The sequence below is a fragment of the Actinomycetospora flava genome (assembly GCF_037400335.1).
Taxonomy (GTDB): domain Bacteria; phylum Actinomycetota; class Actinomycetes; order Mycobacteriales; family Pseudonocardiaceae; genus Actinomycetospora; species Actinomycetospora flava.
Window position 1 is genome coordinate 333,536 of sequence record NZ_JBBEGM010000001.1, and the last position, 21,391, is coordinate 354,926.

21 protein-coding genes are annotated in these 21,391 nt (G+C 74.6%); 11 read left to right on the plus strand and 10 right to left on the minus strand.

Annotation, left to right across the window (positions count from 1 at the left end; translation table 11 throughout):
* The first annotated feature begins 244 nt into the window (after positions 1 to 244).
* The 3 genes from WCD58_RS01600 to WCD58_RS01610 all read left to right on the plus strand — a co-directional run bounded on the left by WCD58_RS01600 (position 245) and on the right by WCD58_RS01610 (position 4,671).
* Positions 245 to 3,142 (plus strand): alpha/beta fold hydrolase, encoded by a 2,898-nt coding sequence (locus tag WCD58_RS01600; RefSeq protein ID WP_337698875.1) that lies wholly within the window; start codon positions 245 to 247, stop codon positions 3,140 to 3,142.
* Positions 3,139 to 3,975 (plus strand): ABC transporter permease, encoded by an 837-nt coding sequence (locus tag WCD58_RS01605; RefSeq protein WP_337698876.1) that lies wholly within the window; start codon positions 3,139 to 3,141, stop codon positions 3,973 to 3,975. Before WCD58_RS01600 ends, WCD58_RS01605 begins: the two co-directional genes overlap by 4 nt.
* Positions 3,976 to 4,290: 315 nt before the next feature.
* Entirely contained in the window at positions 4,291 to 4,671 is a 381-nt protein-coding gene (locus tag WCD58_RS01610) for a DUF1761 family protein (RefSeq protein WP_337698877.1), read from the plus strand.
* On the opposite strand, the gene WCD58_RS01615 is transcribed toward WCD58_RS01610, so the two are convergent.
* Complete coding sequence (locus WCD58_RS01615; protein WP_337698878.1) at positions 4,661 to 5,161, minus strand: hypothetical protein; 501 nt, start codon at positions 5,159 to 5,161, stop codon at positions 4,661 to 4,663. The two genes, WCD58_RS01610 and WCD58_RS01615, sit on opposite strands and share 11 nt — an antisense overlap.
* A gap of 128 nt (positions 5,162 to 5,289) precedes the next feature.
* On the opposite strand from WCD58_RS01615, the gene WCD58_RS01620 reads away from it, so the two are divergent.
* Both WCD58_RS01620 and glmS read left to right on the plus strand, forming a co-directional pair.
* Entirely contained in the window at positions 5,290 to 5,547 is a 258-nt protein-coding gene (locus WCD58_RS01620; RefSeq protein ID WP_337698879.1) for a hypothetical protein, read from the plus strand.
* A 14-nt stretch (positions 5,548 to 5,561) separates the two neighbouring features.
* Complete coding sequence (glmS, locus tag WCD58_RS01625; protein ID WP_337698880.1) at positions 5,562 to 7,373, plus strand: glutamine--fructose-6-phosphate transaminase (isomerizing); 1,812 nt, start codon at positions 5,562 to 5,564, stop codon at positions 7,371 to 7,373.
* Between the two features lie 38 nt (positions 7,374 to 7,411).
* Here glmS and WCD58_RS01630 read toward each other — a convergent pair whose 3' ends face one another.
* The 6 genes from WCD58_RS01630 to WCD58_RS01655 all read right to left on the minus strand — a co-directional run bounded on the left by WCD58_RS01630 (position 7,412) and on the right by WCD58_RS01655 (position 13,582).
* A complete protein-coding gene (locus WCD58_RS01630; RefSeq protein WP_337698881.1) occupies positions 7,412 to 9,346 on the minus strand; it encodes an ATP-dependent Clp protease ATP-binding subunit in 1,935 nt (644 codons plus the stop codon).
* Positions 9,347 to 9,370: 24 nt separating this feature from the next.
* The gene (locus WCD58_RS01635) at positions 9,371 to 9,646 is read right to left on the minus strand and encodes a hypothetical protein (protein ID WP_337698882.1); all 276 of its coding nucleotides are present in this window, start codon (positions 9,644 to 9,646) and stop codon (positions 9,371 to 9,373) included.
* Positions 9,647 to 9,911: 265 nt separating this feature from the next.
* Positions 9,912 to 10,706 carry an acetoin reductase gene (locus WCD58_RS01640; protein WP_337698883.1) on the minus strand — a complete coding sequence of 265 codons (795 nt, stop codon included), beginning with the start codon at positions 10,704 to 10,706 and terminating at the stop codon, positions 9,912 to 9,914.
* Positions 10,703 to 11,758: a 2,3-butanediol dehydrogenase gene (locus WCD58_RS01645; protein WP_337698884.1), complete on the minus strand. Its 1,056-nt coding sequence runs from the start codon at positions 11,756 to 11,758 to the stop codon at positions 10,703 to 10,705. Before WCD58_RS01645 ends, WCD58_RS01640 begins: the two co-directional genes overlap by 4 nt.
* Positions 11,759 to 11,807: 49 nt before the next feature.
* On the minus strand, positions 11,808 to 13,067 hold the full coding sequence (locus WCD58_RS01650) for a GAF domain-containing protein (RefSeq protein ID WP_337698885.1): 1,260 nt from the start codon (positions 13,065 to 13,067) through the stop codon (positions 11,808 to 11,810).
* Positions 13,068 to 13,159: 92 nt separating this feature from the next.
* Complete coding sequence (locus WCD58_RS01655) at positions 13,160 to 13,582, minus strand: VOC family protein (RefSeq protein WP_337698886.1); 423 nt, start codon at positions 13,580 to 13,582, stop codon at positions 13,160 to 13,162.
* 295 nt (positions 13,583 to 13,877) lie between these two features.
* Here WCD58_RS01655 and WCD58_RS01660 point away from each other — a divergent pair, with 295 nt between their 5' ends.
* Positions 13,878 to 14,510, plus strand: a complete 633-nt coding sequence (locus WCD58_RS01660; protein ID WP_337698887.1) for a UdgX family uracil-DNA binding protein — start codon at positions 13,878 to 13,880, stop codon at positions 14,508 to 14,510.
* Here the strand turns inward: WCD58_RS01660 and uvrB are convergent.
* A complete protein-coding gene (uvrB, locus tag WCD58_RS01665) occupies positions 14,507 to 16,717 on the minus strand; it encodes an excinuclease ABC subunit UvrB (protein WP_337698888.1) in 2,211 nt (736 codons plus the stop codon). The two genes, WCD58_RS01660 and uvrB, sit on opposite strands and share 4 nt — an antisense overlap.
* Before the next feature lie 10 nt (positions 16,718 to 16,727).
* Positions 16,728 to 16,853 (minus strand): hypothetical protein, encoded by a 126-nt coding sequence (locus tag WCD58_RS01670; RefSeq protein WP_337698889.1) that lies wholly within the window; start codon positions 16,851 to 16,853, stop codon positions 16,728 to 16,730.
* A 53-nt stretch (positions 16,854 to 16,906) separates the two neighbouring features.
* Between WCD58_RS01670 and WCD58_RS01675 the strand changes: the two genes are divergently transcribed.
* The 4 genes from WCD58_RS01675 (at position 16,907) to WCD58_RS01690 (ending at position 20,005) form a co-directional block, all read left to right on the plus strand.
* Positions 16,907 to 17,152, plus strand: coding sequence for a DUF6069 family protein (locus tag WCD58_RS01675; protein WP_337698890.1), 246 nt, complete (start codon positions 16,907 to 16,909; stop codon positions 17,150 to 17,152).
* Between the two features lie 11 nt (positions 17,153 to 17,163).
* Entirely contained in the window at positions 17,164 to 17,670 is a 507-nt protein-coding gene (locus tag WCD58_RS01680) for a ribonuclease FAU-1 family protein (protein WP_337698891.1), read from the plus strand.
* An 87-nt stretch (positions 17,671 to 17,757) separates the two neighbouring features.
* On the plus strand, positions 17,758 to 18,282 hold the full coding sequence (locus WCD58_RS01685; protein ID WP_337698892.1) for a DUF402 domain-containing protein: 525 nt from the start codon (positions 17,758 to 17,760) through the stop codon (positions 18,280 to 18,282).
* Positions 18,283 to 18,322: 40 nt separating this feature from the next.
* Positions 18,323 to 20,005: a cation:proton antiporter gene (locus WCD58_RS01690; RefSeq protein ID WP_337698893.1), complete on the plus strand. Its 1,683-nt coding sequence runs from the start codon at positions 18,323 to 18,325 to the stop codon at positions 20,003 to 20,005.
* Here the strand turns inward: WCD58_RS01690 and coaE are convergent, their stop codons facing one another.
* Complete coding sequence (coaE, locus tag WCD58_RS01695; RefSeq protein ID WP_337698894.1) at positions 20,006 to 21,043, minus strand: dephospho-CoA kinase; 1,038 nt, start codon at positions 21,041 to 21,043, stop codon at positions 20,006 to 20,008.
* 139 nt (positions 21,044 to 21,182) lie between these two features.
* On the opposite strand from coaE, the gene WCD58_RS01700 reads away from it, so the two are divergent.
* Positions 21,183 to 21,380: a hypothetical protein gene (locus WCD58_RS01700; protein WP_337698895.1), complete on the plus strand. Its 198-nt coding sequence runs from the start codon at positions 21,183 to 21,185 to the stop codon at positions 21,378 to 21,380.
* Positions 21,381 to 21,391: the final 11 nt, after the last annotated feature.

The window sequence follows — 21,391 nt, forward strand, 5'->3', positions numbered from 1 at the left end:
TCGACGAGGTGACCGACGACCCCGGGCACCGGCTCCGGTCTGGCGACCGGCCCGGCGGCCGTGTTGACGAGGCCGACGCGCGGGGATACTCCCCTCCGCCACTGAGTGTGTCACCCGCGTGAACCCGGCGCGACAGGACCCCGAGTGGCGCTGGGCACCCGGACGGTCTCGATGGTCCGGCTCCGCAGGCTCCGCGTCCCTCCTGCTCACGACCGACACAGACGGTGAGGGTTAACGTGCGCGGGTGATCAGCCGCCCGCTCCGGGTCCTCGGGGTCGTGCTCGCCGTCGGACTGCTCGGGCTCTCGACGGTCGCCGCCGCTCCCGGCACCGGTGGCGCCGTGCGCAGTGAGGACGTCCGCATCGACGTGCGTGACGGTCCCGCGCGCGACCAGCCGCAGAGCCTCGACGCCACCCTGTGGCTGCCCGCGACCTCCGGTCCGGCGCCCGCGGTGCTCGTCGCGCACGGTTTCGGCGGGAGCAAGCAGAGCGTGGCGGACGAGGCACGCACCTGGGCCGAACGGGGCTACGTGGCGCTGGCCTGGTCGGCCCGCGGCTTCGGGGCGAGCACCGGGCAGATCGCCCTGAATTCACCCGATTACGAGGTCGCCGACGCCCAGCAGCTCGTCGACTGGCTCGCCGCCCGCCCCGAGGTGCGCCAGGACGGCCCCGGCGACCCGCGCGTCGGCGTCACGGGGGCGTCCTACGGCGGAGCGCTCGCGCTGCTCCTCGCCGGGTACGACCGCCGCGTCGACGCCACCATCCCGGTGATCACCTGGAACGACCTCGGCCAGGCGCTCTTCCCGAACCGGGCGGGCGCGGAGCCCGCGACCACGCCCGCGGCGAGCGCCGGCGGTGCCGACGGGGTGTTCAAGCGCGCGTGGTCGGCCCTGTTCTTCAGCAGCGGCTCGCGCCCCGCCCCCGGACAGGAGCAGGACGCCCCGCAGGTGTGCGGGCGGTTCCTGCCCGAGGTGTGCGCGGGGTACGTCGCCGCCGCCACCTCCGGACGCGAGCCCGCCGAGCTCGCGAGCTTCTTCACCCGCGCCTCGCCGGCCAGCGTCGCCGACCGCATCACCGCGCCGACCCTGCTCGTCCAGGGCGAGCGGGACACGCTGTTCGGGCTCGACCAGGCCGACGCCACCGCGCGCCAGATCGCGGCCGGCGGGGGCACGGTGGCGGTGAGCTGGTTCGCCGGCGGCCACGACGGCGGCGAGCCGGACCGGCGCACCACCGAGCGCATGGACGCGTGGTTCGACCACCACCTCGCCGGCACCGCCCCGGACCCGGGCACCGCCTTCACCTACGTCGTGCCCTCGGGAGTGCAGGCGCGCAGCGCCCCCACCCAGCGCACGATCACCGCGAGCGTCTACCCCGGCCTCGACGGGGCGGGGGGCACGGCGCGCACGCCGCTCCCGCTGCGCGGCGACCCGCAGGACGTCGTCGCCCCGGCCGGCGGGGCGCCGTCGGCGATCTCCTCGGTGCCCGGGCTCGCGGGCCTCGCCGGGAGCGCGGCGGGCGGCTCGGGGTCCGGGGACGACGACGATGAGGACTCCGGTGACTCCGGCGGCTCCGGCGGCGGGGGCGGCGGGTCCGGCGGCGGGGGCGGCGCCGGCGGCGCGAGCGCGCTCCTCGGCCGCCTCGCGACGGATCTCCCCGGGCAGGCGGCGCGGTTCTCGACCGACCCGCTGCCCGCGCGCACGGTCGTCGCCGGGGCCCCGCAGGTCCGGGTGACGATCTCCTCGGTGCCCGACCGGCCGACGGGCGAGCCGGTGCTGTTCGCCAAGGTCTACGACGTGGCCGCGGGCGACGGTGCCCCCGGCAGCCGCACGCTGCTGGGCAGCGCCGTGTCGCCGCTGCGCCTGCCCGCGCCGGGGCCGGCGCCCACCGAGGTGTCGGTCAGCCTCCCCGCTGTGGTCGCCACGCTCGCCGCCGGGCACCGGCTGGAGGTCGTCCTCTCGACCACCGACCAGGCCTACGTCGCAGCGACCGCCCCCGCGGTGCACCGGATCGGGCTCGCGTCCGACGCCTCGCTCTCCGTCCCGACCGTGCCCGGCGACGTGCGCAGCGGGACCTCGGTGCCGCTCGGCCCGCTCGCCGCGGCGGGCGTGCTGCTGCTCGGTGTCCTCGTGGCCTGGCTCGTCGCGCGGGTGCTCGCCGCCCGGCGGCGTCGTCGCGACCTGGAGCCGGGCGGCGCGCTCGCCCTCGAGGAGGGGCTGGCCGACACGCCGCTGGTGGTGCGCGGGCTGTCGAAGTCGTGGCCGAGCGGGCTCGTCGCCGTCGACGACGTGTCCTTCACGGTCGAGCGCGGGCAGGTCCTCGGCCTGCTCGGGCCCAACGGCGCGGGCAAGACGACGACGCTGCGCATGCTGCTCGGTCTCATCGCCCCGACCGCCGGCGAGCTGCGGATCTTCGGGCGCCGGGTCACCGCAGGCGCGCCCGTGCTGGGTCGCGTGGGAGCGTTCGTCGAGGGCGCCGGGTTCCTGCCGCACCTCTCCGGGCGCGACAACCTCGAGCTGTACTGGGCCGCCACCGGCCGCCCGGCGCAGGACGCGCACCTCGAGGAGGCCCTGGAGATCGCCGGGCTGGGCGCGGCCGTCGACCGGACCGTGCGTACCTACAGCCAGGGCATGCGCCAGCGCCTGGCGATCGCGCAGGCGATGCTCGGGCTGCCCGACCTGCTCGTGCTCGACGAGCCCACCAACGGCCTCGACCCGCCCCAGATCCACGCGATGCGCGAGGTGCTGCGCTCCTACGCGCGCGCCGGGGACCGGACCGTCCTCGTGTCCAGCCACCTGCTCGCCGAGGTCGAGCAGACCTGCGACCACGTGGTCGTCATGCACCGGGGCAAGGTGGTCGCGACCGGCGAGGTCGCCGAGCTGGTGGCCGGCGGCCAGGTCGCCGTCACCGTCGACCCGGGCCGCCGCGACGACGCGGTCGCCGTCCTGCGGGGCCGCAACGGCGTCGGCGTCGAGCCGGACCCGGGCGACGCGGACGTCGTGCTCGTCGACCTGCACGGCACCGACCAGGCCGCCGTTGTCCGGACGCTGGTCGAGGCGGGCCACGACGTGCGCGGGGTCGGCCCGCGCCGCCGCCTCGAGGACGCGTTCCTGGCGCTGATCGGTGAGGAGGGGACGCGCTCGTGAGCACCGTCGTCCAGGAACCCCGCACGCTGCCCGTGCGCGTCGAGCTGCTGCGCCAGTGGCGGCGCCGGCGCACGCAGGTGACGCTGGCGCTGTTCGCCCTGCTGCCGGTGATCCTGTGGATCGCGTTCTCGGTCGGCGACGACCCCACCCCCGGCGCCGCCGCCACGAGCCTCACCGACCTCGCCCAGGCGTCGGGGCCGAACTTCGCGGTGTTCGCGCTGTTCTCGTCGGCGAGCTTCCTGCTCGTGGTGGTCGTGGCGCTGTTCTTCGGCGACACGATCGCGAGCGAGGCGTCGTGGTCGTCGCTGCGCTACCTGCTCGCGATCCCGGTGCCGCGGGTGCGCCTGCTGCGCCAGAAGGCGATCGTCGCGGCGATCCTGTCGCTGACCACGCTGATCGTGCTGCCGGTGGTGGCCGTCCTGCTCGGGACCCTGGTCTACGGGGCGGGCGACTACCTCTCCCCCACCGGCGAGTCGCTGCCCTACGGCACGGCGCTCGTGCGCATCCTGCTCGCGGTCGTCTACCTCGCGATCCACCTGCTCTGGGTGGCGGGCGTGGCGACGCTGCTCTCGGTGGTGACCGACGCCCCGCTCGGCGCGGTCGGCGGCGCGGTGCTCGTGTCGATCCTGTCGCAGATCCTCAACACGGTCGACGCGCTGGGCTCGCTGCGCAACCTCCTGCCGACCCACGAGGTCTTCGCCTTCGCCGACCTGCTCACCCTCGACGTCGACGGCACCGACCTCGCCCGCGGCGTCCTCTCGGCCCTGGTGTGGTGCATCGCCTTCGGCGCCACGGCGGTCTGGTGGTTCCGCCGCAAGGACATCACCAGCTAGGCGACCCGGCGCACAGGATGTGCCAGCGATGCGGCATCGCCGGCGTCTCACGCCAAGATCGCCACATGCTCGCTTCGGCGGCGTGCGCCCGGGCGTGTCGCATCGCCGGCCGGCACCCAGAGCTGCAGACCGCAGCCTCCGGCGCCCGACGATCATGCCGAGCGCGCCACTCGCCTCCGCCGCAGCGCACGGGGTGTCTCAGCGTGGCGGCCACGCTGACGTTGAACGTCAGAGAATCCCCCATGTGAGCTGTCGATCCGGCCGCTCCCGTTCGTGGTGGGGGTGACACCCACCCCGCACACCCGGGAGCCCGCCATGCTCACCACCGCCACGCTGATCGCCGTCCCCGCCGCCGCCGTGGCCGCGCTCGTCGCGAGCGGCGTCTACTACGGCGCCGTGCCCGCCCGCGCGACGGCGGGCCCCCCGCGCTCCGCCGGCGCCACGGCCGCCGTGGAGCTCGCCCGCAACGTCGTCCTCGCCGCCGGCGCCGCGCTGCTGCTCGCGGCGATCGGGATCGCCGGCCCCGCCCCCGCCCTGCTCCTGGCCACCGGGCTCTGGGTCGCGTTCCCGGTCGTGCTGCTCGCGGGCTCGGTCTTCCACGAGAACGTGCCCGCCGCCTCGGCCGCCCTGCACGCCGGCGACTGGCTGATCAAGCTCCTGCTCGTCCTCGGTCTCGTCGCGCTGATCACGAGCTGAGGTCCCGCTCCCGCACCAGGCGCCGCAACGCCCTGGCCACCTCCTCCGCCTCCGCCCGCGGGATCCGCCCGACGACGACGGTGGACCGGTTCCCCGCGCTCAGGACGACGTCGCTGCTCCGGTAGCGGTCCCGCGCCACCGCGGTGTGCACCACGGGCGCGCCCCCGAACGACCGCCGCCACGGCAGGCCGGACCCTGCCGCGGTCCAGGCCACGCAGTCGAGGTGCACCCCCGGCGTCAGCACCCGCTGGACCAGCATCCCGGCGCCGACCACGCCGAGGAGCACCACGACCGGCGCGAACACCCACGTCGCGACCGACAGCGGCGCCGACACGAGGACGACCGCGCCGACGACCCCGACGGCGAGCGCGCACCCGGCCGTCCAGTCGTCGCTGCTGCCCCCGTGCTGCCGGATCTCGATGACCGCGACCCGCGCGCGAACCGTCACGTGTGCGGTCCGGAGCACGACGGCGGACCCGTCGGTGCCCACCGCGAGGACGCTAGTGCACGATCGTGCCCGCTCCGCCGTGTGTCGCTCACCGCACCAACCGTCATTTCCTGCCCGTAATCGGGCAGGAAACTGGCCTGAATCGCGTCAGCGAGGCACTCTCGCTCCTCGTGGACCCCGAACTCGTGCGCCATGTCGCCGCGTCGACGGGTCTTCCCGGCGAGGTCGCCGCCCGCGTGGTGGCCGACGTCGTCGCCTACTACTCGGAGACCACCGAGGAATTCGTGCGGCGGCGCCACCGGGAGCTGCAGGCGCGCGAGCGCAAGAACGCCGAGATCTGGGCGGTGATCGCCGAGGAGCTCGCGCACCGTCCGGTCGCCCCGGGCGAGGTCAGCGAGCGGCGCCTGCGCCGGATCGTCTACGGATAATGGGGGAATCGATCATGTGCGGCATCGTGGGGTACGTCGGCCCGCGACCGGCGACCAAGATCCTGGTCGACGGGCTCGCGCGCCTGGAGTACCGCGGGTACGACTCGGCCGGCCTGGCCGTCGCCCACCGCAAGGCCCTGCGCACCACGCGGTCGGTCGGCCGCGTCGACGACCTGCGCGCCGCGCTCGGCGAGGACGAGGCACCCGGACGCACCGGCATCGCGCACACCCGCTGGGCCACGCACGGCGAGCCGAGCGAGCGCAACGCCCACCCACACACGGACGCCGCCGGGCGCATCGCCGTCGTGCACAACGGCATCCTCGAGAACGCCGACGAGCTGCGCGCCAAGCTGGCCGCCGAGGGCGTGACGCTGAAGTCGGACACCGACACCGAGGTCCTCCCGCACCTCGTCGCGCGCGCCCTGGACGGCGGGTCGAGCTCGCTGGAGGAGGCGGTCCGCGAGACCCTGCGCGTCGTCGAGGGCACCTACGGGCTCGTCGTGCTCGACGCCCGCAACCCCGACGAGCTCGTCGTCGCCCGCAACGGCAGCCCGATCGTGCTGGGCCTCGGGGACGGCGAGATGTTCGTCGCCTCCGACGTCGCCGCCCTCGTGCGGCACACCCGCCAGGTCGTCTTCCTCGCCGACGGCGAGCTCGCCACGCTGACCGCCGCCGGCTACGAGGGCTCGCGGCTCGGCCCGCCCACCACGGTGGACATCGACGACGCCGACTACGAGCTCGACGGGCACGAGGACTTCCTGTCCAAGGAGATCCACGAGCAGCCGGCGGCCCTGCGCCGCGTCCTGGCCGGTCGCCTCGACACGCGCTTCGCCACCGCACGCCTCGACGGGATGCGCCTCGACCCCCGCGAGCTGCGCGGCATCCGCCGCGTGACGTTCCTGGGGTGTGGGTCCGCGCTCTACGCCGGGCAGATCGGGGCGGGCCTGGTCGAGGAGCTCGCCCGCATCCCCGCCGACGCCGAGCAGGCCAGCGAGTTCCGCTACCGCAACCCGCTCGTCGACCCCGAGACGCTCTACGTCGCGGTCAGCCAGTCCGGCGAGACCATCGACACCCTCGCCGCCGTCGAGGAGCTCCAGCGCAAGGGCGGGCGCGTCGTCGGCGTCGTCAACGTCATCGGCTCGGCGATCGCGCGCCAGTGCGGCGCCGGCATGTTCCTGCACGCCGGGCCCGAGGTCTCGGTGGCCTCGACGAAGGCGTTCAGCTCGATGGCGACGTCGTTCACGCTGCTCGCGCTGCTGCTCGGCCGCGTCCGGGACCTCTCCGCGGCGCACGGCACCCGGCTCGTCGAGGGCCTGCGGCGGCTCCCCGACGCGGTGGAGACGGCGCTGCAGTCGAGCGACGACGTCGCCGAGGTGGCCCGCCGCTACGCCGACGCGCGGTCGATGTTCTACCTGGGCCGGGTGCGCGGCGCGGCCGTCGCGCGCGAGGGCGCCCAGAAGCTCAAGGAGATCTCCTACGTGCACGCCGAGGCGTACGCGGCCGCGGAGCTCAAGCACGGGCCGCTCGCGCTCGTCGACGCCGCCATGCCCTGCGTGGTGGTCGTGCCCGACGACGAGCTGCTGGCCAAGAACATCAGCACCATCGAGCAGATCCGGGCGCGCGGCGGGCCGGTGATCGCCGTGACCAACGCCCAGCTGCCCGACGGGCTCGCCGACGCCGTGCTGCGCGTCCCGCGCCTCGAGCCCGAGCTCGACCCGATCCTGCTCGGCGTCCCGCTGCAGCTCCTCGCCTACCACTGCGCGGCGGTGCTGGGCCGCGACATCGACAAGCCCCGCAACCTCGCCAAGAGCGTCACGGTGGAGTAGCCCCTCGTGAGCACTTTCCGGGCCTCTGGGCCCGGAGCTCACGTGGGGAGGCCGACCTCGATCGTCAGGGGCCCGTCCGGATCGGGGGCGTCGACGGTGGCGTGCCCGCCCGGGCGCAGGGCGCCGGCGACGATCCGGCGCGACAGCGCCCGGTCGAGGTCCCGCGTGACGGCCCGCCGCATGGGCCGGGCGTCCAGCGCCGGGTCGTGGCCCCGGGCGACGAGGACGTCGACGGCCGCGGGCGTCACCGTCAGCCCGATGTCCTGGGCGCCGAGGCGCTCGCGCGTCCCGTCGAGGAGCAGCTCGACCACCGCGCTCCGGGCGTCGTGGTCGAGCGGGGTGAACAGCACGACCTCGTCGACGCGTCCGAGGAACTCCGGGCGCAGGGCCCGCGCGAGGGCGGCGAGCACACTCGCGCGGGCCTCGTCGGGGTCGCGACCCTCGGTGAGGGCGGCGGCGCCGAGGTTGCTCGTCATGATCACCACGGCGTCGGCGAACGACACCGTGCGCCCGCGCCCGTCGGTCAGCCGCCCGGCGTCGAGCACCCCGAGCAGCAGCGCGAGCACGTCGGGGTGCGCCTTCTCGATCTCGTCGAGCAGCACCACGCACGACGGCGTGCGGCGCAGGGCCTCGGTGAGCTCGCCGGGACGGTCGTGCCCGACGTAGCCGGGGGGCGCGCCGGTGAGGCGGCTGACGGTGTGCGCCTCGCGGAACTCGCCCAGGTCGAGGCGCACGAGGCGCTCGTCGGACCCGTGCAGCGCCTCGGCCAGCGCGCGGGCGAGCTCGGTCTTGCCGACCCCGGTCGGCCCGGCGAACAGGAACGACGCCACCGGGCGGCCCGGCTGGCCCATCCCCGCCCGCCCGGCGAGCACCGCGTCGGTGACCGCCTCGAGCGCGTGGTCCTGGCCGACGACGCGGCGCCGCAGGTGGTCGGCGAGCCCGAGCAGCCGCGTGCGCTCGGAGTCGGTGAGGTGTGCGACGGGCAGGCCCGTCCGGTCGGCGACGACCTGCGCGACGTCGGTGACCGACACCGTCGCCGACGCCCCCGGGTCCTCGCCGCGCCGCAGCCGCACGCGCGCCGCGGCGGTGTCGAGCGCGTCGATGGCCTTGTCGGGCAGGAAGCGGTCGCGGACGTGGCGCGCGGTGAGCTCGACGGCGGCCCGGCAGGCGTCCTCGGGCAGCCGCACGCCGTGGTGGTCCTCGTAGCGGGCCCGCAGGCCGTCGAGGATCGCGACGGTCTGCTCGACGGTGGGCTCGTCGACGGTGATCGGGGCGAAGCGCCGTTCGAGCGCGGGGTCGGACTCGACGTGGCGGCGGTACTCCTCCAGCGTGGTCGCCCCGACGACCTGCAGCTCGCCGCGCGCGAGCGCGGGCTTGAGGATGTCGGCGGCGTCCATCGTGCCCTCGACCCCGGCACCGGCCCCGACGACGGTGTGCACCTCGTCGAGGAAGAGGATCACCGCGCGCTCGGTGGCGGTGACCTCGTCCACCAGCCGCCGCAGCCGCTCCTCGAACTCGCCGCGGTACTTCGTGCCGGCGACGAGCCCGGCCAGGTCGAGGGCGACGACGCGCCGGCCCGCCGCCCCCGGCACGGTGCCGGCCGCGATCTTGGCCGCGATGCCCTCGACGATCGCGGTCTTGCCCACGCCGGGGTCCCCCACCAGCACCGGGTTGTTCTTGGTGCGCCGCCCGAGGATCTCGAGGACGGCGGCGACCTCGCGCTCGCGGCCGACCACCGGGTCGAGACGCCCGGCGCGGGCCGCGGCGGTGAGGTCGCGGCCGAAGCGGTCGAGGACGGGCGTGCGCCCGTCGCCCCGCGGCCGACCGGCGTCCTCACCACCCTGCGGGCCCGGGCCACCCAGATCGCCGAAGCCCTCGACGAGCCGCCCGATCAGCTCCTCGAGGGGGTTGGTCCAGCCGCCGGGGCCGTCCGGACCGTCGGGTCCGCGATCACGTCGGGCGTCGTCGCTCACGCCTCCACTATGCGCGCGGCGCGGTCAGCAGGACGGCTCGACCGACAGGACGCCCGGGAGCGTCCGGACGCGGTCGGCGAACTCGGCGCACTCGGCGCTGGTCAGCGCGACGGTGCACTGGACGCACGAGCACGAGACGCCCTCGTGGACGTCGACGGAGAAGTCCGGGACCCGGTAGCCGAGCGAGCAGAGCGCCGACGCGAGGTCCATGACGCCGGGCATCCCACCCGTGGTGAGGATGGTGAACGGGCGGGGCAGGCGGGAGAGACGACGGGCGGGGGCCGGCTCGAGCGTGGTCACGGGGTGCTCCTGGGGATCCGGTGGTGGAGTGGATCCGAGCCAGGTCTCGGCGGTGCCGCTGCGAGCCCCCTAGCGGGGCGAGCGGTGGTGCGCGCCGGGGCCCTGGCTCACCCGGCGCGCCGAAGTACTACCTCTCGACGAAGAAGTCGCACGGCCTGCATGTCGACCATGTTACCCCCGCCACTCCCTCTCCGGTCAATCGGGCGCACCGCCCGTCCGGTGGGTGTTCTGGATCGTTCTGACGACGCAGAACACCCACCGTCGGTCAGACCATCACGATGCCGCCGTCGATCATCACCGCCTGGCCGGTCATGTAGTCCGCGTCGCGGCTCGCGAGGTACGAGACGAAGGACGCGACGTCCTCGGGCGTCTGCACCCGGCCCAGCGCGATGAGCTGCGAGTACTGCTTCAGCGCCTCGCCCTTGCCGGTGCCGAGGTAGCCGCCGAGGCCCTCGTCGATCTCGTCCCACATGGTCGTGCCGACGATCCCCGGGCAGTACGCGTTGACGGTGATCCGGTGCTGCGCGAGCTCCTTGGCCGCCGCCTGGGTCAGGGCCCGCACGGCGAACTTCGACGCCGAGTAGTGCCCGAGGTGGTCGAAGCCCTGGTGGCCGGCGATCGACGCGGCGTTGATGATCTTCCCGCCGTGGCCCTGCTCGATCATCGCCTCCGCCGCGGCCTGCAGGCACCACATGACGCCGCCGACGTTGATCGACAGCATCCGCTGCAGGTCGTCGGGCGTCACCTCGAGCAGCGTCTTCACCTGAGCGATGCCGGCGTTCGCGACCATCACGTCGATCGACCCGAAGCGCTCGCGGGTGGCGGCGACCAGCGCGACGACGGCGTCGCGGTCGGCCACGTCGGTGGTCGTCGCGGCGGCCTGGCCGCCCGCGTCGGTGATCTCCTTCGCCACGGCCTGCGCGGTCGCCGGGTCGATGTCGGACACCATCACCGCGAGGCCGTCGGAGGCGAGGCGGCGGGCGATCGCGGCGCCGATCCCCCGTCCGGCGCCGGTGACGACGGCGACGCGCGTCCCGGCGGCGTCCTGCGCGGCCGTCACGGGTGCACCAGGATCTTCACGTTGGTCTCCTTGTGGTCGATCAGCTCGCGGAAGCCCTGGTCGACGATGTCCTCGAGGGCGATGCGGCCGGTGATGAACTGCTCGACGTCGACGACGCCGTCGCGGATGAGGTCGATGACCTCGGGGTGGCGGCCCGCGTAGGCGAGCGAGCCGATGAGCCGGATCTCGGAGAACACCAGCGAGTTGACGTCGAAGGTCGCCGGGTGGCCCCAGATCGAGACGTTCACGCAGGTGCCGCCGGGGCGCGTCGACGCCACGGCCTGGGCGAGGACCGGGTCGAGGCCCGCGCACTCGAACGTCACGTCCGCGCCGGCGCCGTCGGTGAGCTCGCGGATGGCCTCGGGCACGTCGGTCTCGGTGGGGTCGAGGACGTGGTCGGCGCCCGCGCCCGGCGCCTTGGCCTTGCGCGCGTCGGCGGGCTCGACGACGACGATCTGGCCCGCGCCGGCCGCCCGCAGGGCCGCGGCGGTGACCAGGCCGATCGGCCCGGAGCCGAACACCGCGGCGGTCTGGCCCTTCTGGATGCCCGAGAGCTTGGTGGCGTGGTAACCGACGGCCAGGGGCTCGACGAGCGCCCCCTGCTCGGTGGTCAGGCCGTCGATGGAGTGCACCCAGCGCTGGTCGACGACCATCGTCTCGGCGAACCCGCCCTGGTCGCCGTCGAGGCCGATGAACCCGAGCTGGCGGCACACGTTGTAGCGCCCGGCGCGGCAGGCCACGCACGTCCCGCACACGTCGTAGGGCTCGACGACGACCCGGTCGCCCTCGGACACCCCGGTGACGCCGGAGCCGACGCCCGCCACCACCCCGGAGAACTCGTGTCCGAGCGTGATCGGGATGGCGCCGCCGGTCAGGGGATGGGGCGCCTGCGGGGTGGGCGTGAAGATCGGGCCGTCGAGGAACTCGTGCAGGTCGGTGCCGCAGATGCCGCACCACTCGACGGCGACCTGGACCTGGCCGGGGCCGGGACGGGGCTCGGGCACGTCCTCGACGCGCACGTCACCCCGACCGTGGAAGCGAGCAGCCTTCATGGGTGTCCTCCTGCGATGGGCTACGTCCATCCCAGGAGGGTGACCCCGGTCACGGCCAGGGTTGCAGCGGTGTTGCACGCATCCCGAAGAGCCGCACGGTGTCCTCCGGCGACGGCGGGACGACCTCGACACCCGGCGCGATCCGGTACGGGCGCGCAGCGAGCAGGCCTCCCAGCACGCGGCGCAGCCGGGAGAGCTCGGCGCGCACGGTGACGAGGTGGTCGGCGTCGTCGTAGAGCGCGCGGCTGATCGCGGCCGCGTCGAGCCCCGCGCTCCCGGCCTGCATCAGCAGGGCGACGATCTGCAGGTGGCGCCGCCCGAGCGTGTGGCGCCAGACCTCGTGGCCCTCGACCAGCGCGGCGGGCGGGTCGGCGTCGAGGTCCAGGCGCAGGCGGGTGCGGCCCTGGCCCGCGGTGTCCGACGGGCGCAGCAGCCAGCCGCCCGGGACGCGGTCGGGCAGGCACGCGCCGAGCCCGTGGACCAGCATCGCCTCGCCGGCCTGGGGCACCCCGACGCGGTCGCGCGGCGCCATGCCCGTCGCGGCGGCGACCCACCCGTGGTCGTCGACGACGAGCGCCGGCCCGGTCTGGCGGGCGAGCACGGGCGCGGCGACCGCGCGGAGGCTCTCCAGCCGGGTCTCGTGCGCGGCCCACAGCCCGGTCTCGGCGAGCCGGACGGCGGTGTGGACCAGCGCGACGGTGGTCGGGTGGACCGTCGGGGCGGGCCCGGAGAGGTCGACGACGCCGAGCATCTCGCCGGTGCGCGGGTCGTGGATGGGACTCGCGGTGCACGTCCACGGGTGCTGCGCGCGGACGAAGTGCTCGGCGGAGAACAGCTGTACCGAGGCGTGCTCGGCCAGCGCGGTGCCGATGGCGTTCGTGCCGACCGACGCCTCGGTCCAGTCGGCGCCGGGCAGGAAGCCGAGCGAGTCGGCGAGCCGGCCGACCCGCACCGCGCCCTCGCGCCAGAGCACGAACCCGTCGGCCGCGGTGATGACCATGATGTGCTCGGCGTCCTCGGCCACCGCCGTCAGGCTCGCCCGCAGCTGCGGCAGCACCCCGGCGATCGGCGACGCGGCCCGCCGCTGCTCGACGATCTCCGGCGCGGCGGGGTCGTCCAGCGAGCGCCCGTCCGGCGCGACGCCGTAGGACAGGACGCGGTCCCAGGACCGGCTCACCACCCGGCGCAGCGGCGTCGTCGGACGGCTCCCGGACAGACGAGCGTCGTGGGCCTGGTGGAGCAGGCGCGCGTGCTGGCGCAGGTCGGTGCTCCGCGTGACCGCGCAGACCCCGTCGTCGGCGTGAGGCACGGGCACCTCCTCGGCGTCGACGGACCTCGCCGCAGCCTAGGCACCGGCCCGTGACCGGCGCCATAGACCGGGCGCCGACGACGCCGCCGGCGTCACTGGACGCAGAACTCGTTGCCCTCCGGGTCGGCCATCACCAGGCACCAGCCCGTCGCCTCGTCGACCTCGCGCAGGAACCGCGCCCCGGCCGCCTCGAGCTTCTCGCGGTGGGCGTGGGCGAGCTCCCGGCGGCCCTCGCCGCCGTCGCTGACGTTGACGTCGAGGTGCACGCGGTTCTTCACCGTCTTGTCCTCGGGCACCTTCTGGAACAGCACCCGCGGGCCGGCGCCGGCCGGGTCGACGACCGCGTTCAGCCGGTCCCGGTCCTCGCGCGGGACGCCGATCTTCTCCGCGAAGGCGAACCAGCTGTCGAAGCCGGGCGGCGGGGGCTGGACGACGTAGTCGAGCGCGAGCGCCCAGAACTCGGCCTGCTTCACCGTGTCGTGGGCGTCGAAGGTGATCTGCACTCCCATGGCCATGGCGCGCAGCATGGCGGAGGTGGCGGACAGCTCGCGTCCGGCACTCAGCCGAGCGTGCCGAGGCGTCGGAGGGCGCGGTGGGAAACGGTGGGTGGGGCGAGGGTCGGGTCGAGGGCGCAGCGCACCAGGGCGGTCGCGAGGTCGTCGACGCCGAGGGCGATCGGCGCGAGCAGCCGGCGCGTCAGTGCGGTGACCGCGTCGACCCGACGAACCCGGTGGCCCCGGTGAGCACGACGCGCACGCCGCCATCCTGCTCCCCGCGTTGGCGGGCGCCCCGGCGCGGGCACCCCGCCGGGTGACCGAACCCTTGTTCACCACCGATCAGCACGCGGACCCACCGCCGGACCTCGAGACCCTCCGGGCGCAGGCCGCCGGGTGCACCGCCTGCGAGCTGCACCACGACACCACCGGCACGGTCTTCGGCACCGGTGCCCCGCAGGCGCGCCTGGTGATGGTCGGCGAGCAGCCCGGGGACCAGGAGGACCGGCAGCAGGCGCCGTTCGTCGGGCCGGCCGGTCGCCTGCTGGACGAGGCGCTGGACGAGGCCGGGGTGGCCCGCGACGACGCCTACGTCACCAACGCGGTGAAGCACTTCAACTTCCGCTACCAGGGCAAACGGCGCATCCACGAAACGCCGAAGGCCGGGCACATCCGCGCCTGCCGGCCGTGGCTCGACGCCGAGCTGGCGCTGGTGAAGCCGCAGGTGCTGCTGACCCTCGGTGCCACCGCGGGCAAGGCGCTGCTCGGGTCGTCGTTCCGGATCACCGCGGAACGCGGCGAGCCGCGGCCCTGGAACGACCTCACCCTCGTGCCGACCATCCACCCGTCGGCGATCCTGCGCGCCGACCCGGCCCGCGGGCAGGACCGCGACGAGATGTTCGCGGGCTTCGTCGCCGACCTGCGGACGGCCGGCGAGCTGCTCGCCTAGCTGACCCCCGCCGCGTCCATCCCCCGCATCTCCTTCTTGAGGTCGGCGATCTCGTCGCGCAGGCGCCCGGCGAGCTCGAACTGCAGGTCGCGGGCCGCGGCCATCATCTGGTCGGTGAGCTGCTGGATGAGGTCCGCCAGCTCGGCGCGCGCCATCCCCGAGGTGTCGCGGTGCGGGGCGATGCCCGAGCTGCCGCGGCCGCCGCCGGCCTCGCCCGCCGCGCGGCGTCCGCGGGAGCTGTTGCGCGCCGACCCGCCGATCTCGACCGACTCCTCGGTGTCCTCGGCCTCGCGGTACACGCGGTCGAGGATGTCGGCGATGTTCTTGCGCAGCGGCTGGGGATCGACGCCCCGCTCGGTGTTGTAGGCGATCTGCTTCTCGCGGCGCCGGTTGGTCTCGTCGATGGCGTACTGCATCGAGTCGGTGACCGTGTCGGCGTACATGTGCACCTGACCCGACACGTTGCGGGCCGCGCGGCCGATCGTCTGGATGAGGGAGCGCTCGCTGCGCAGGAAGCCCTCCTTGTCGGCGTCGAGGATCGCGACCAGCGACACCTCCGGCAGGTCGAGCCCCTCGCGCAGCAGGTTGATGCCGACCAGCACGTCGTACTCACCGGAGCGCAGCTGACGCAGCAGCTCGACGCGGCGCAGGGTGTCGACCTCGGAGTGCAGGTAGCGGACCTTGATGCCGAGCTCGAGCAGGTAGTCGGTGAGGTCCTCGGCCATCTTCTTGGTCAGCGTGGTGACCAGCACGCGCTCGTCCTTGTCGACCCGCGTGCGGATCTCGCCCACCAGGTCGTCGATCTGGCCCTTCGTGGGCTTCACGACGACCTCGGGGTCGATCAGCCCGGTGGGCCGGATGACCTGCTCGACGAACTCGCCGCCGGCCATGCGCATCTCGTAGTCGCCCGGCGTTGCCGACAGGTAGACCGTCTGCCCGATACGGTCGGCGAACTCCTCCCAGGTCAGCGGCCGGTTGTCGGTGGCCGACGGCAGCCGGAAGCCGTACTCGACGAGGTTGCGCTTGCGCGACATGTCGCCCTCGTACATGCCGCCGATCTGGGGCACCGTCACGTGCGACTCGTCGATGACCAGCAGGAAGTCCTGCGGGAAGTAGTCGATGAGCGTGGCGGGCGCCGTGCCCGGGCCGCGGCCGTCGATGTGGCGCGAGTAGTTCTCGATGCCCGAGCAGAACCCGACCTGGCGGATCATCTCGATGTCGTAGGTGGTGCGCATGCGCAGCCGCTGGGCCTCGAGCATCTTGCCCTGGCGCTCGAGCTCGGCCAGGCGCTCCTCGAGCTCGGCCTCGATGGCCTTGACCGCCTTCTCCATGCGCTCGGGCCCGGCGACGTAGTGGGTGGCCGGGAAGATCCGCACGTCGTCGACCTGCTTGACGACGTCGCCGGTGAGCGGGTTGAGGTAGTAGAGCGACTCGATCTCGTCGCCGAAGAACTCGATGCGGACCGCGAGCTCCTCGTACGCCGGGATGATCTCCACGGTGTCGCCGCGCACCCGGAACGTGCCGCGGGCGAACGACATGTCGTTGCGGGTGTACTGCACGTCGACCAGCGCGCGCAGCAGCTGGTCGCGATCGAGCTCGTCGCCGACGTTCAGCTGCACCGACCGGTCGAGGTACGACTGCGGCGTGCCGAGGCCGTAGATGCACGACACCGAGGCGACCACGACGACGTCACGACGCGAGAGCAGGTTGGACGTCGCCGAGTGCCGCAGCCGCTCGACGTCCTCGTTGATCGAGGAGTCCTTCTCGATGTAGGTGTCGGTCTGCGCGATGTACGCCTCGGGCTGGTAGTAGTCGTAGTACGAGACGAAGTACTCGACCGAGTTGTTGGGCAGCAGCTCGCGCAGCTCGTTGGCCAGCTGGGCGGCCAGCGTCTTGTTCGGCGCCATCACCAGCGTGGGGCGCTGCACCCGCTCGATGAGCCAGGCCGCCGTCGCCGACTTGCCCGTGCCGGTGGCGCCGAGCAGCACGATGTCGTGCTCGCCCGCCTTCACCCGCTTCTCGAGCTCGTCGATCGCGGCGGGCTGGTCGCCCGCGGGGTCGTAGTCGCTGACGACCTCGAACGCGACACCGGTGCGCTCGATCTCGCCCACCGGACGGAACTCCGAGTGCGCGAGGGCGTCGTCGGGCAGCCCCTCGGGGTTCTCCCCGTCGCGGGCCGAGCCCGGTACCTCTGTCGCGAAGGCCATGGTATCGAGGTTAACCGCGACCCCCGACAGCGTCCGTCCCGCCGGCCGCCACCCGCTGCCACGAGCTGCGCAGCGGCGCGGTGTCGTAGCAGATGAGCAGGCGGGCGATGCGGTGCCGGGCGTCGGTCAGCGTCACGAGGTCGACCACGTCGAACGGGCGCGCGTGCCGTCGCCGAGCACCCACGCGTCGTGGAAGGCGAGCGCGACCTCGCGGTCGTCGTCGGGGTCGACGTACACGCGGCGCAGCTCCGCCTGACCCGGTACGGCACGGCGATCTGGACCGGCCTGGCGGTGGTCGTCGTCGCCGCCTCGGAGATCCCCGTCGTCCTCATCGACGCCACCACCGCGACCCACATCGCCCTCGCCGCCGTCCACCTCGCCGTCGGCGCCGTGCTGATCCGCGCACGGGGGCGGGTGTCGCCGTGTCTGACCTAGGGTCACGCCCCGTGGGCCTGCACTCCCCGAAGATCGAGACCTTCGACGTCGCCGCCGGCACCAACACCGACCCCAAGGGCTTCGTCCGCGCGGTCGACGTGTACCGCGAGGAACCCTTCGGGCTCTACGTGAGCCGGGCGATGGTCGACCACCCGACCCTGACCCACCTGCGGTCGTGGCTGCTGCCCGGCCTCGGCATCCGCGTCACCGACTTCACCTGGAAGCCCGGCGAGGAGCGCCTCCAGGACCACTACATCGACGTCGCCGACGTCACCCGCGACGGCACGACCTGGTGGACCGAGGACCACTACGTCGACCTCGTGGTGCACACCGGCGAGCGCACCGAGGTCCTCGATCTCGACGAGCTCGCCGAGGCCGTCGCCGCCGGGCTCCTCGACGCCGAGCGGGCCGAGCGGGCGCTGGCCACGAGCCACCGCACGCTGGCGGGCCTCGCCGAGCAGGGCCACGACCTGGACCGATGGCTGGCCCGCCACGACGTTGCCCTGACCTGGTCGTGACCTGCGTCACCTCGTGAATGACACCGCTGGCATTCGGGTAGGGGTCGCCTCCTGGCCACTCGGACGGGTGTCCTAGGGTCCACCGCCGTGAGCCCGGTCGTCTCCCGCCAGCTGGTCGAGGTCGTCGACACCCGTGCGGCGACCCGCACCCTCCCCCTCGCCGGAGAACAGGTCCTCGAACAGGCCCTCGACCGGTGGACCGTCGCCGACGGTCACCTGCGCACGACGGTGCTGAGCCCCGAGGACCCGTTCGTCCTGGCGGAGACGTGCTGGTACGTCGCCGACCACGGGCTGCGGATACGCCGGCGCCTCCCGCGCGACGGCGACGCCGCGGCCGTGACCACCGAGATCGGCGCGGTGCGCATCGGCGTCGACGGCCCGCAGTGGCGCTGCACCGACCTGCTGCTCGGCCTCGAGGTCGTCCCGGGACGCCCGGCGCGCGTCGTCCACGACGCCGACTTCGCCGCGGCCGTCGCGGGTGGGGTGCTCTCGGGCGCCGACGCCGACGAGGCGATGAGCACCGTGCACCGCGTGCTCGGCGAGCTCGTCGACGCCCGCCACGACCTCGAGACGTGGACGGACGCGCTCGGCACGGGGTCGCTCACCCGGTGATCCACCGGTCCCCTCCGGGCACACGGTAGAACGACGGGCCATGGGCACCTTGCTGGTCGTCGTCCTCGGCCTGCTGGTGATCGCCTCCGTCCGGGTCGTCGCCGAGCGCGTCGGTGTCGCGGCGCCGCTGCTGCTGGTGCTGGTGGGCGTCGCGGTGTCGGTGCTGCCCGGCGTGCCGCCCGTCGTCGTCGACCCCGAGTGGATCCTCGCGGGCATCCTGCCGCCGCTGCTCTTCTCGTCGGCCGTGGCGATGCCCGCCATGGACTTCCGCCGCGCGTTCGGCGCCGTCAGCGGGCTGTCGGTCCTGCTCGTGGTGATCTCGTCGGTGCTGATCGGGCTGCTCGCGACCCTGCTGGTCCCCGGTCTCGGGATCGCGGGCGGGATCGCGCTCGGGGCGATCCTGTCCCCCACCGACGCCACCGCGACCGCGATCGTGCGGCGGGTCGGGGTGACGTCGCGGGTGGTCACGGTGCTCGACGGCGAGGGGCTGCTCAACGACGCGACCGCGCTGGTGCTGCTGCGCGCGGCCATCGCCGCGAGCGCGGCGTCGGTGTCGATCGGCGGTGTCGTCGGCCGGTTCGCCCTCGCGGTCGTCGTCGCGGTCGTGCTCGGCGTCGTCGTCGGTCGCCTGGGCCTCGCCGTCCGCCGGCGGATCGGCGACCCGACGGTCAACACGGTGCTCTCGTTCGCGACGCCGTTCGTCGCCTCGCTGCCCGCCGAGGAGCTCGGCGCGTCCGGGCTGGTCGCCGCGGTGGCCGCCGGGCTCGTCACCGGGCACGGCGCCACCCGCCGGCTCCCCGTGCAGCACCGCCTGTCGGACACCGAGAGCTGGCGCACCGTCGAGCTCGTCCTCGAGGGCACGATCTTCCTGCTGATGGGGCTCGAGCTCACCGCGGTGGTCGAGGACCTGCACCGTGACGGCGGGGCGGTCGGGTTCGGTGCGGGGCTCGCGGCGGTCGCGCTCGTCGCGACGGTCGTCGTCCGCGCCGGTTACGTGTCCGCGCTCGTGCTGTGGGTGCGGACGACCGCCCGGCGCGGGTCGGCGATGCAGCCCCAGCTGCAGGAGATGAACGCCCAGCTCGAGGCGGGCGAGCCGGTGACGATCCGGGGCCGGGCGGTCTCGCTCACCAGCCCGCGCCGGATCGCCGCGTTCGGCCGGCGCCTGCGCCTGCAGATCGCCGACATCGACTACTTCCGGCAGGCGCCCCTCGGACCGCGCGAGGGCACCGTGATCGTCTGGGCGGGGATGCGCGGCGCGGTGACCCTCGCCGCGGCCCAGACCCTGCCGGCCGACTTCCCGGAGCGCTCGCTGCTGGTGTTCGTGGCGTTCACGGTCGCCGCGGGGTCGCTGCTGCTGCAGGGCGGCACGCTCGCACTGCTCGTGCGGTGGATCCGGCCGGCGCCCGCCGAGGTGTCGTCGCCCGCGGAGCAGGAGGCGCTGCGGGACCGGCTGACGGAGGCGAACCTCGCGGTGCTCGACCGGCACGCCGACGAGCCGGACGTCGCGGCGTTCCGGCAGCGCCTGACCGACCGCGACGCCCGTCCGGACCAGACGCTCGCCTCCGACAGCCGCACCCGCGTGCGCCTGGAGATGATCGAGGCGCAGCGGGCGGCCCTGCTCGACGCGCGCGACGAGGGACGGTTCACGTCGTCGGCGCTGTCGGCGGCCCTGGAGAACCTGGACGCCGAGCAGATCAGCCTGGAGCTGCGCAGCAACCGCTGATCACGGCAGCGCGACCTCGGCGCGGACGGCGTCCGGGTCCGCTGCCACCCGGTCGGGGTCCCGACGCGCACGCTCGCGGGCGTCGACGATCGCCTGCGCCTGCTTCGCCTCGCGCCGGCGCTTGCCGTCGAGGACAAGCACGCGTGCCGGCCGGGCCGGGTCGGCGGAGCCGTGGCGCCCCGGGCCGGTGCGCGGGAAGCCGGCGGCCTCGAAGGCGGCGGCGAGGTCGTCGCCCGGCTTGTCGGCCTCGACGAGGACGTCGACGACGTCGGGGGCGGGCAGGCCGGGGATCGCCCCCGGTCCGACGAGCTCGACGCGGCGCACCGTGTCGCCCCCGGACGCGGCCAGGCGGGCGGCGAGGCGGCGGCCGGCCTGCTCCCGGTCCTCGGCCGGCGGCACGATCCCGGTCGGCACCGGCACGGCCTTGCCGAGCTCGACGTTCTCGGCGAACGGCACGAGCCGCTCGTGCCACAGGCGCTCGACCTGCTCGCGCAGGGCCCCGGCGGCGCCGGCGTTCTCGAGCCAGACGTCGGCGGCGGCGCGCCGGGCCTCGTCGTCGGCCTGGGCCGCCATGCGGGCGCGGGCGTCCTCGACGGTCATGCCGCGGGTGTCGACGAGGCGGGCGACGCGAACGTCCACCGGCGCGTCGACCACCACGACCAGCGCGAACGCCGCACCCATCCCGTTCTCCACGAGCAGCGGGACGTCGTGGACGATCACCGCGTCGTCGGCGGCCTCGGCGGCGATCTCGGCGGTCCGGGCGCCGATCCGCGGGTGCAGGATGCCGTTGAGCTGCTGACGCCTGGCGTCGTCGCCGAAGACGATCTGTCCGAGCGCGGGGCGGTCGAGGGCGCCGTCGGCGTCGAGCACGTCCTCGCCGAAGGCCGCGACGACCTCGGCCAGGCCCTCGGTGCCGGGTTCGACGACCTCGCGGGCGATCCGGTCGGCGTCGATCACCACCGCGCCCAGCTCGGTGAGCGTCTCCGCCACCGTCGACTTGCCCGCCCCGATCCCACCGGTGAGTCCCAGCCTCAGCACGCCCGCAGTGTGCCCAGCGGGTGGCGGGCTCACTCGACCCGGGGTCGAGACTCGCGCGCCGAGTCACTCGTGTCCCGTGCGTAACAGCGGTACGGTGGCGCCTCGTCCGCACCATCCGTCTCACCCGAGGAGCCGCCGCGTGTTCCGTTCGCGACGCCCCGCCGGCCGCCACCGCCTCGGTGACCCCGGTCTGACCTGGTGCCGGGCCCTGCCCCAGATCGCCGCGGCCCTCGACGCGCCGCACATCGCCCGCCGCGGCCTCGTCGAGCGCTTCCTCGCGGGCTCGCGGCACCTGCGCCCGGCCTTCGGCACGGCGGCGCCCCCGGCGTTCGGCTAGGTCCTCGGCGC

Bases quoted from the DNA above. Each gene is read 5' to 3' on its own strand.
- WCD58_RS01610 (WP_337698877.1), top strand. From the start codon at position 4,291: ATGCTCACCACCGCCACGCTGATCGCCGTCCCCGCCGCCGCCGTGGCC.
- WCD58_RS01655 (WP_337698886.1), bottom strand. From the start codon at position 13,582: ATGGCCATGGGAGTGCAGATCACCTTCGACGCCCACGACACGGTGAAG.
- WCD58_RS01690 (WP_337698893.1), top strand. From the start codon at position 18,323: ATGGGCACCTTGCTGGTCGTCGTCCTCGGCCTGCTGGTGATCGCCTCC.
- WCD58_RS01645 (WP_337698884.1), bottom strand. From the start codon at position 11,758: ATGAAGGCTGCTCGCTTCCACGGTCGGGGTGACGTGCGCGTCGAGGAC.
- uvrB (WP_337698888.1), bottom strand. From the start codon at position 16,717: ATGGCCTTCGCGACAGAGGTACCGGGCTCGGCCCGCGACGGGGAGAAC.
- glmS (WP_337698880.1), top strand. From the start codon at position 5,562: ATGTGCGGCATCGTGGGGTACGTCGGCCCGCGACCGGCGACCAAGATC.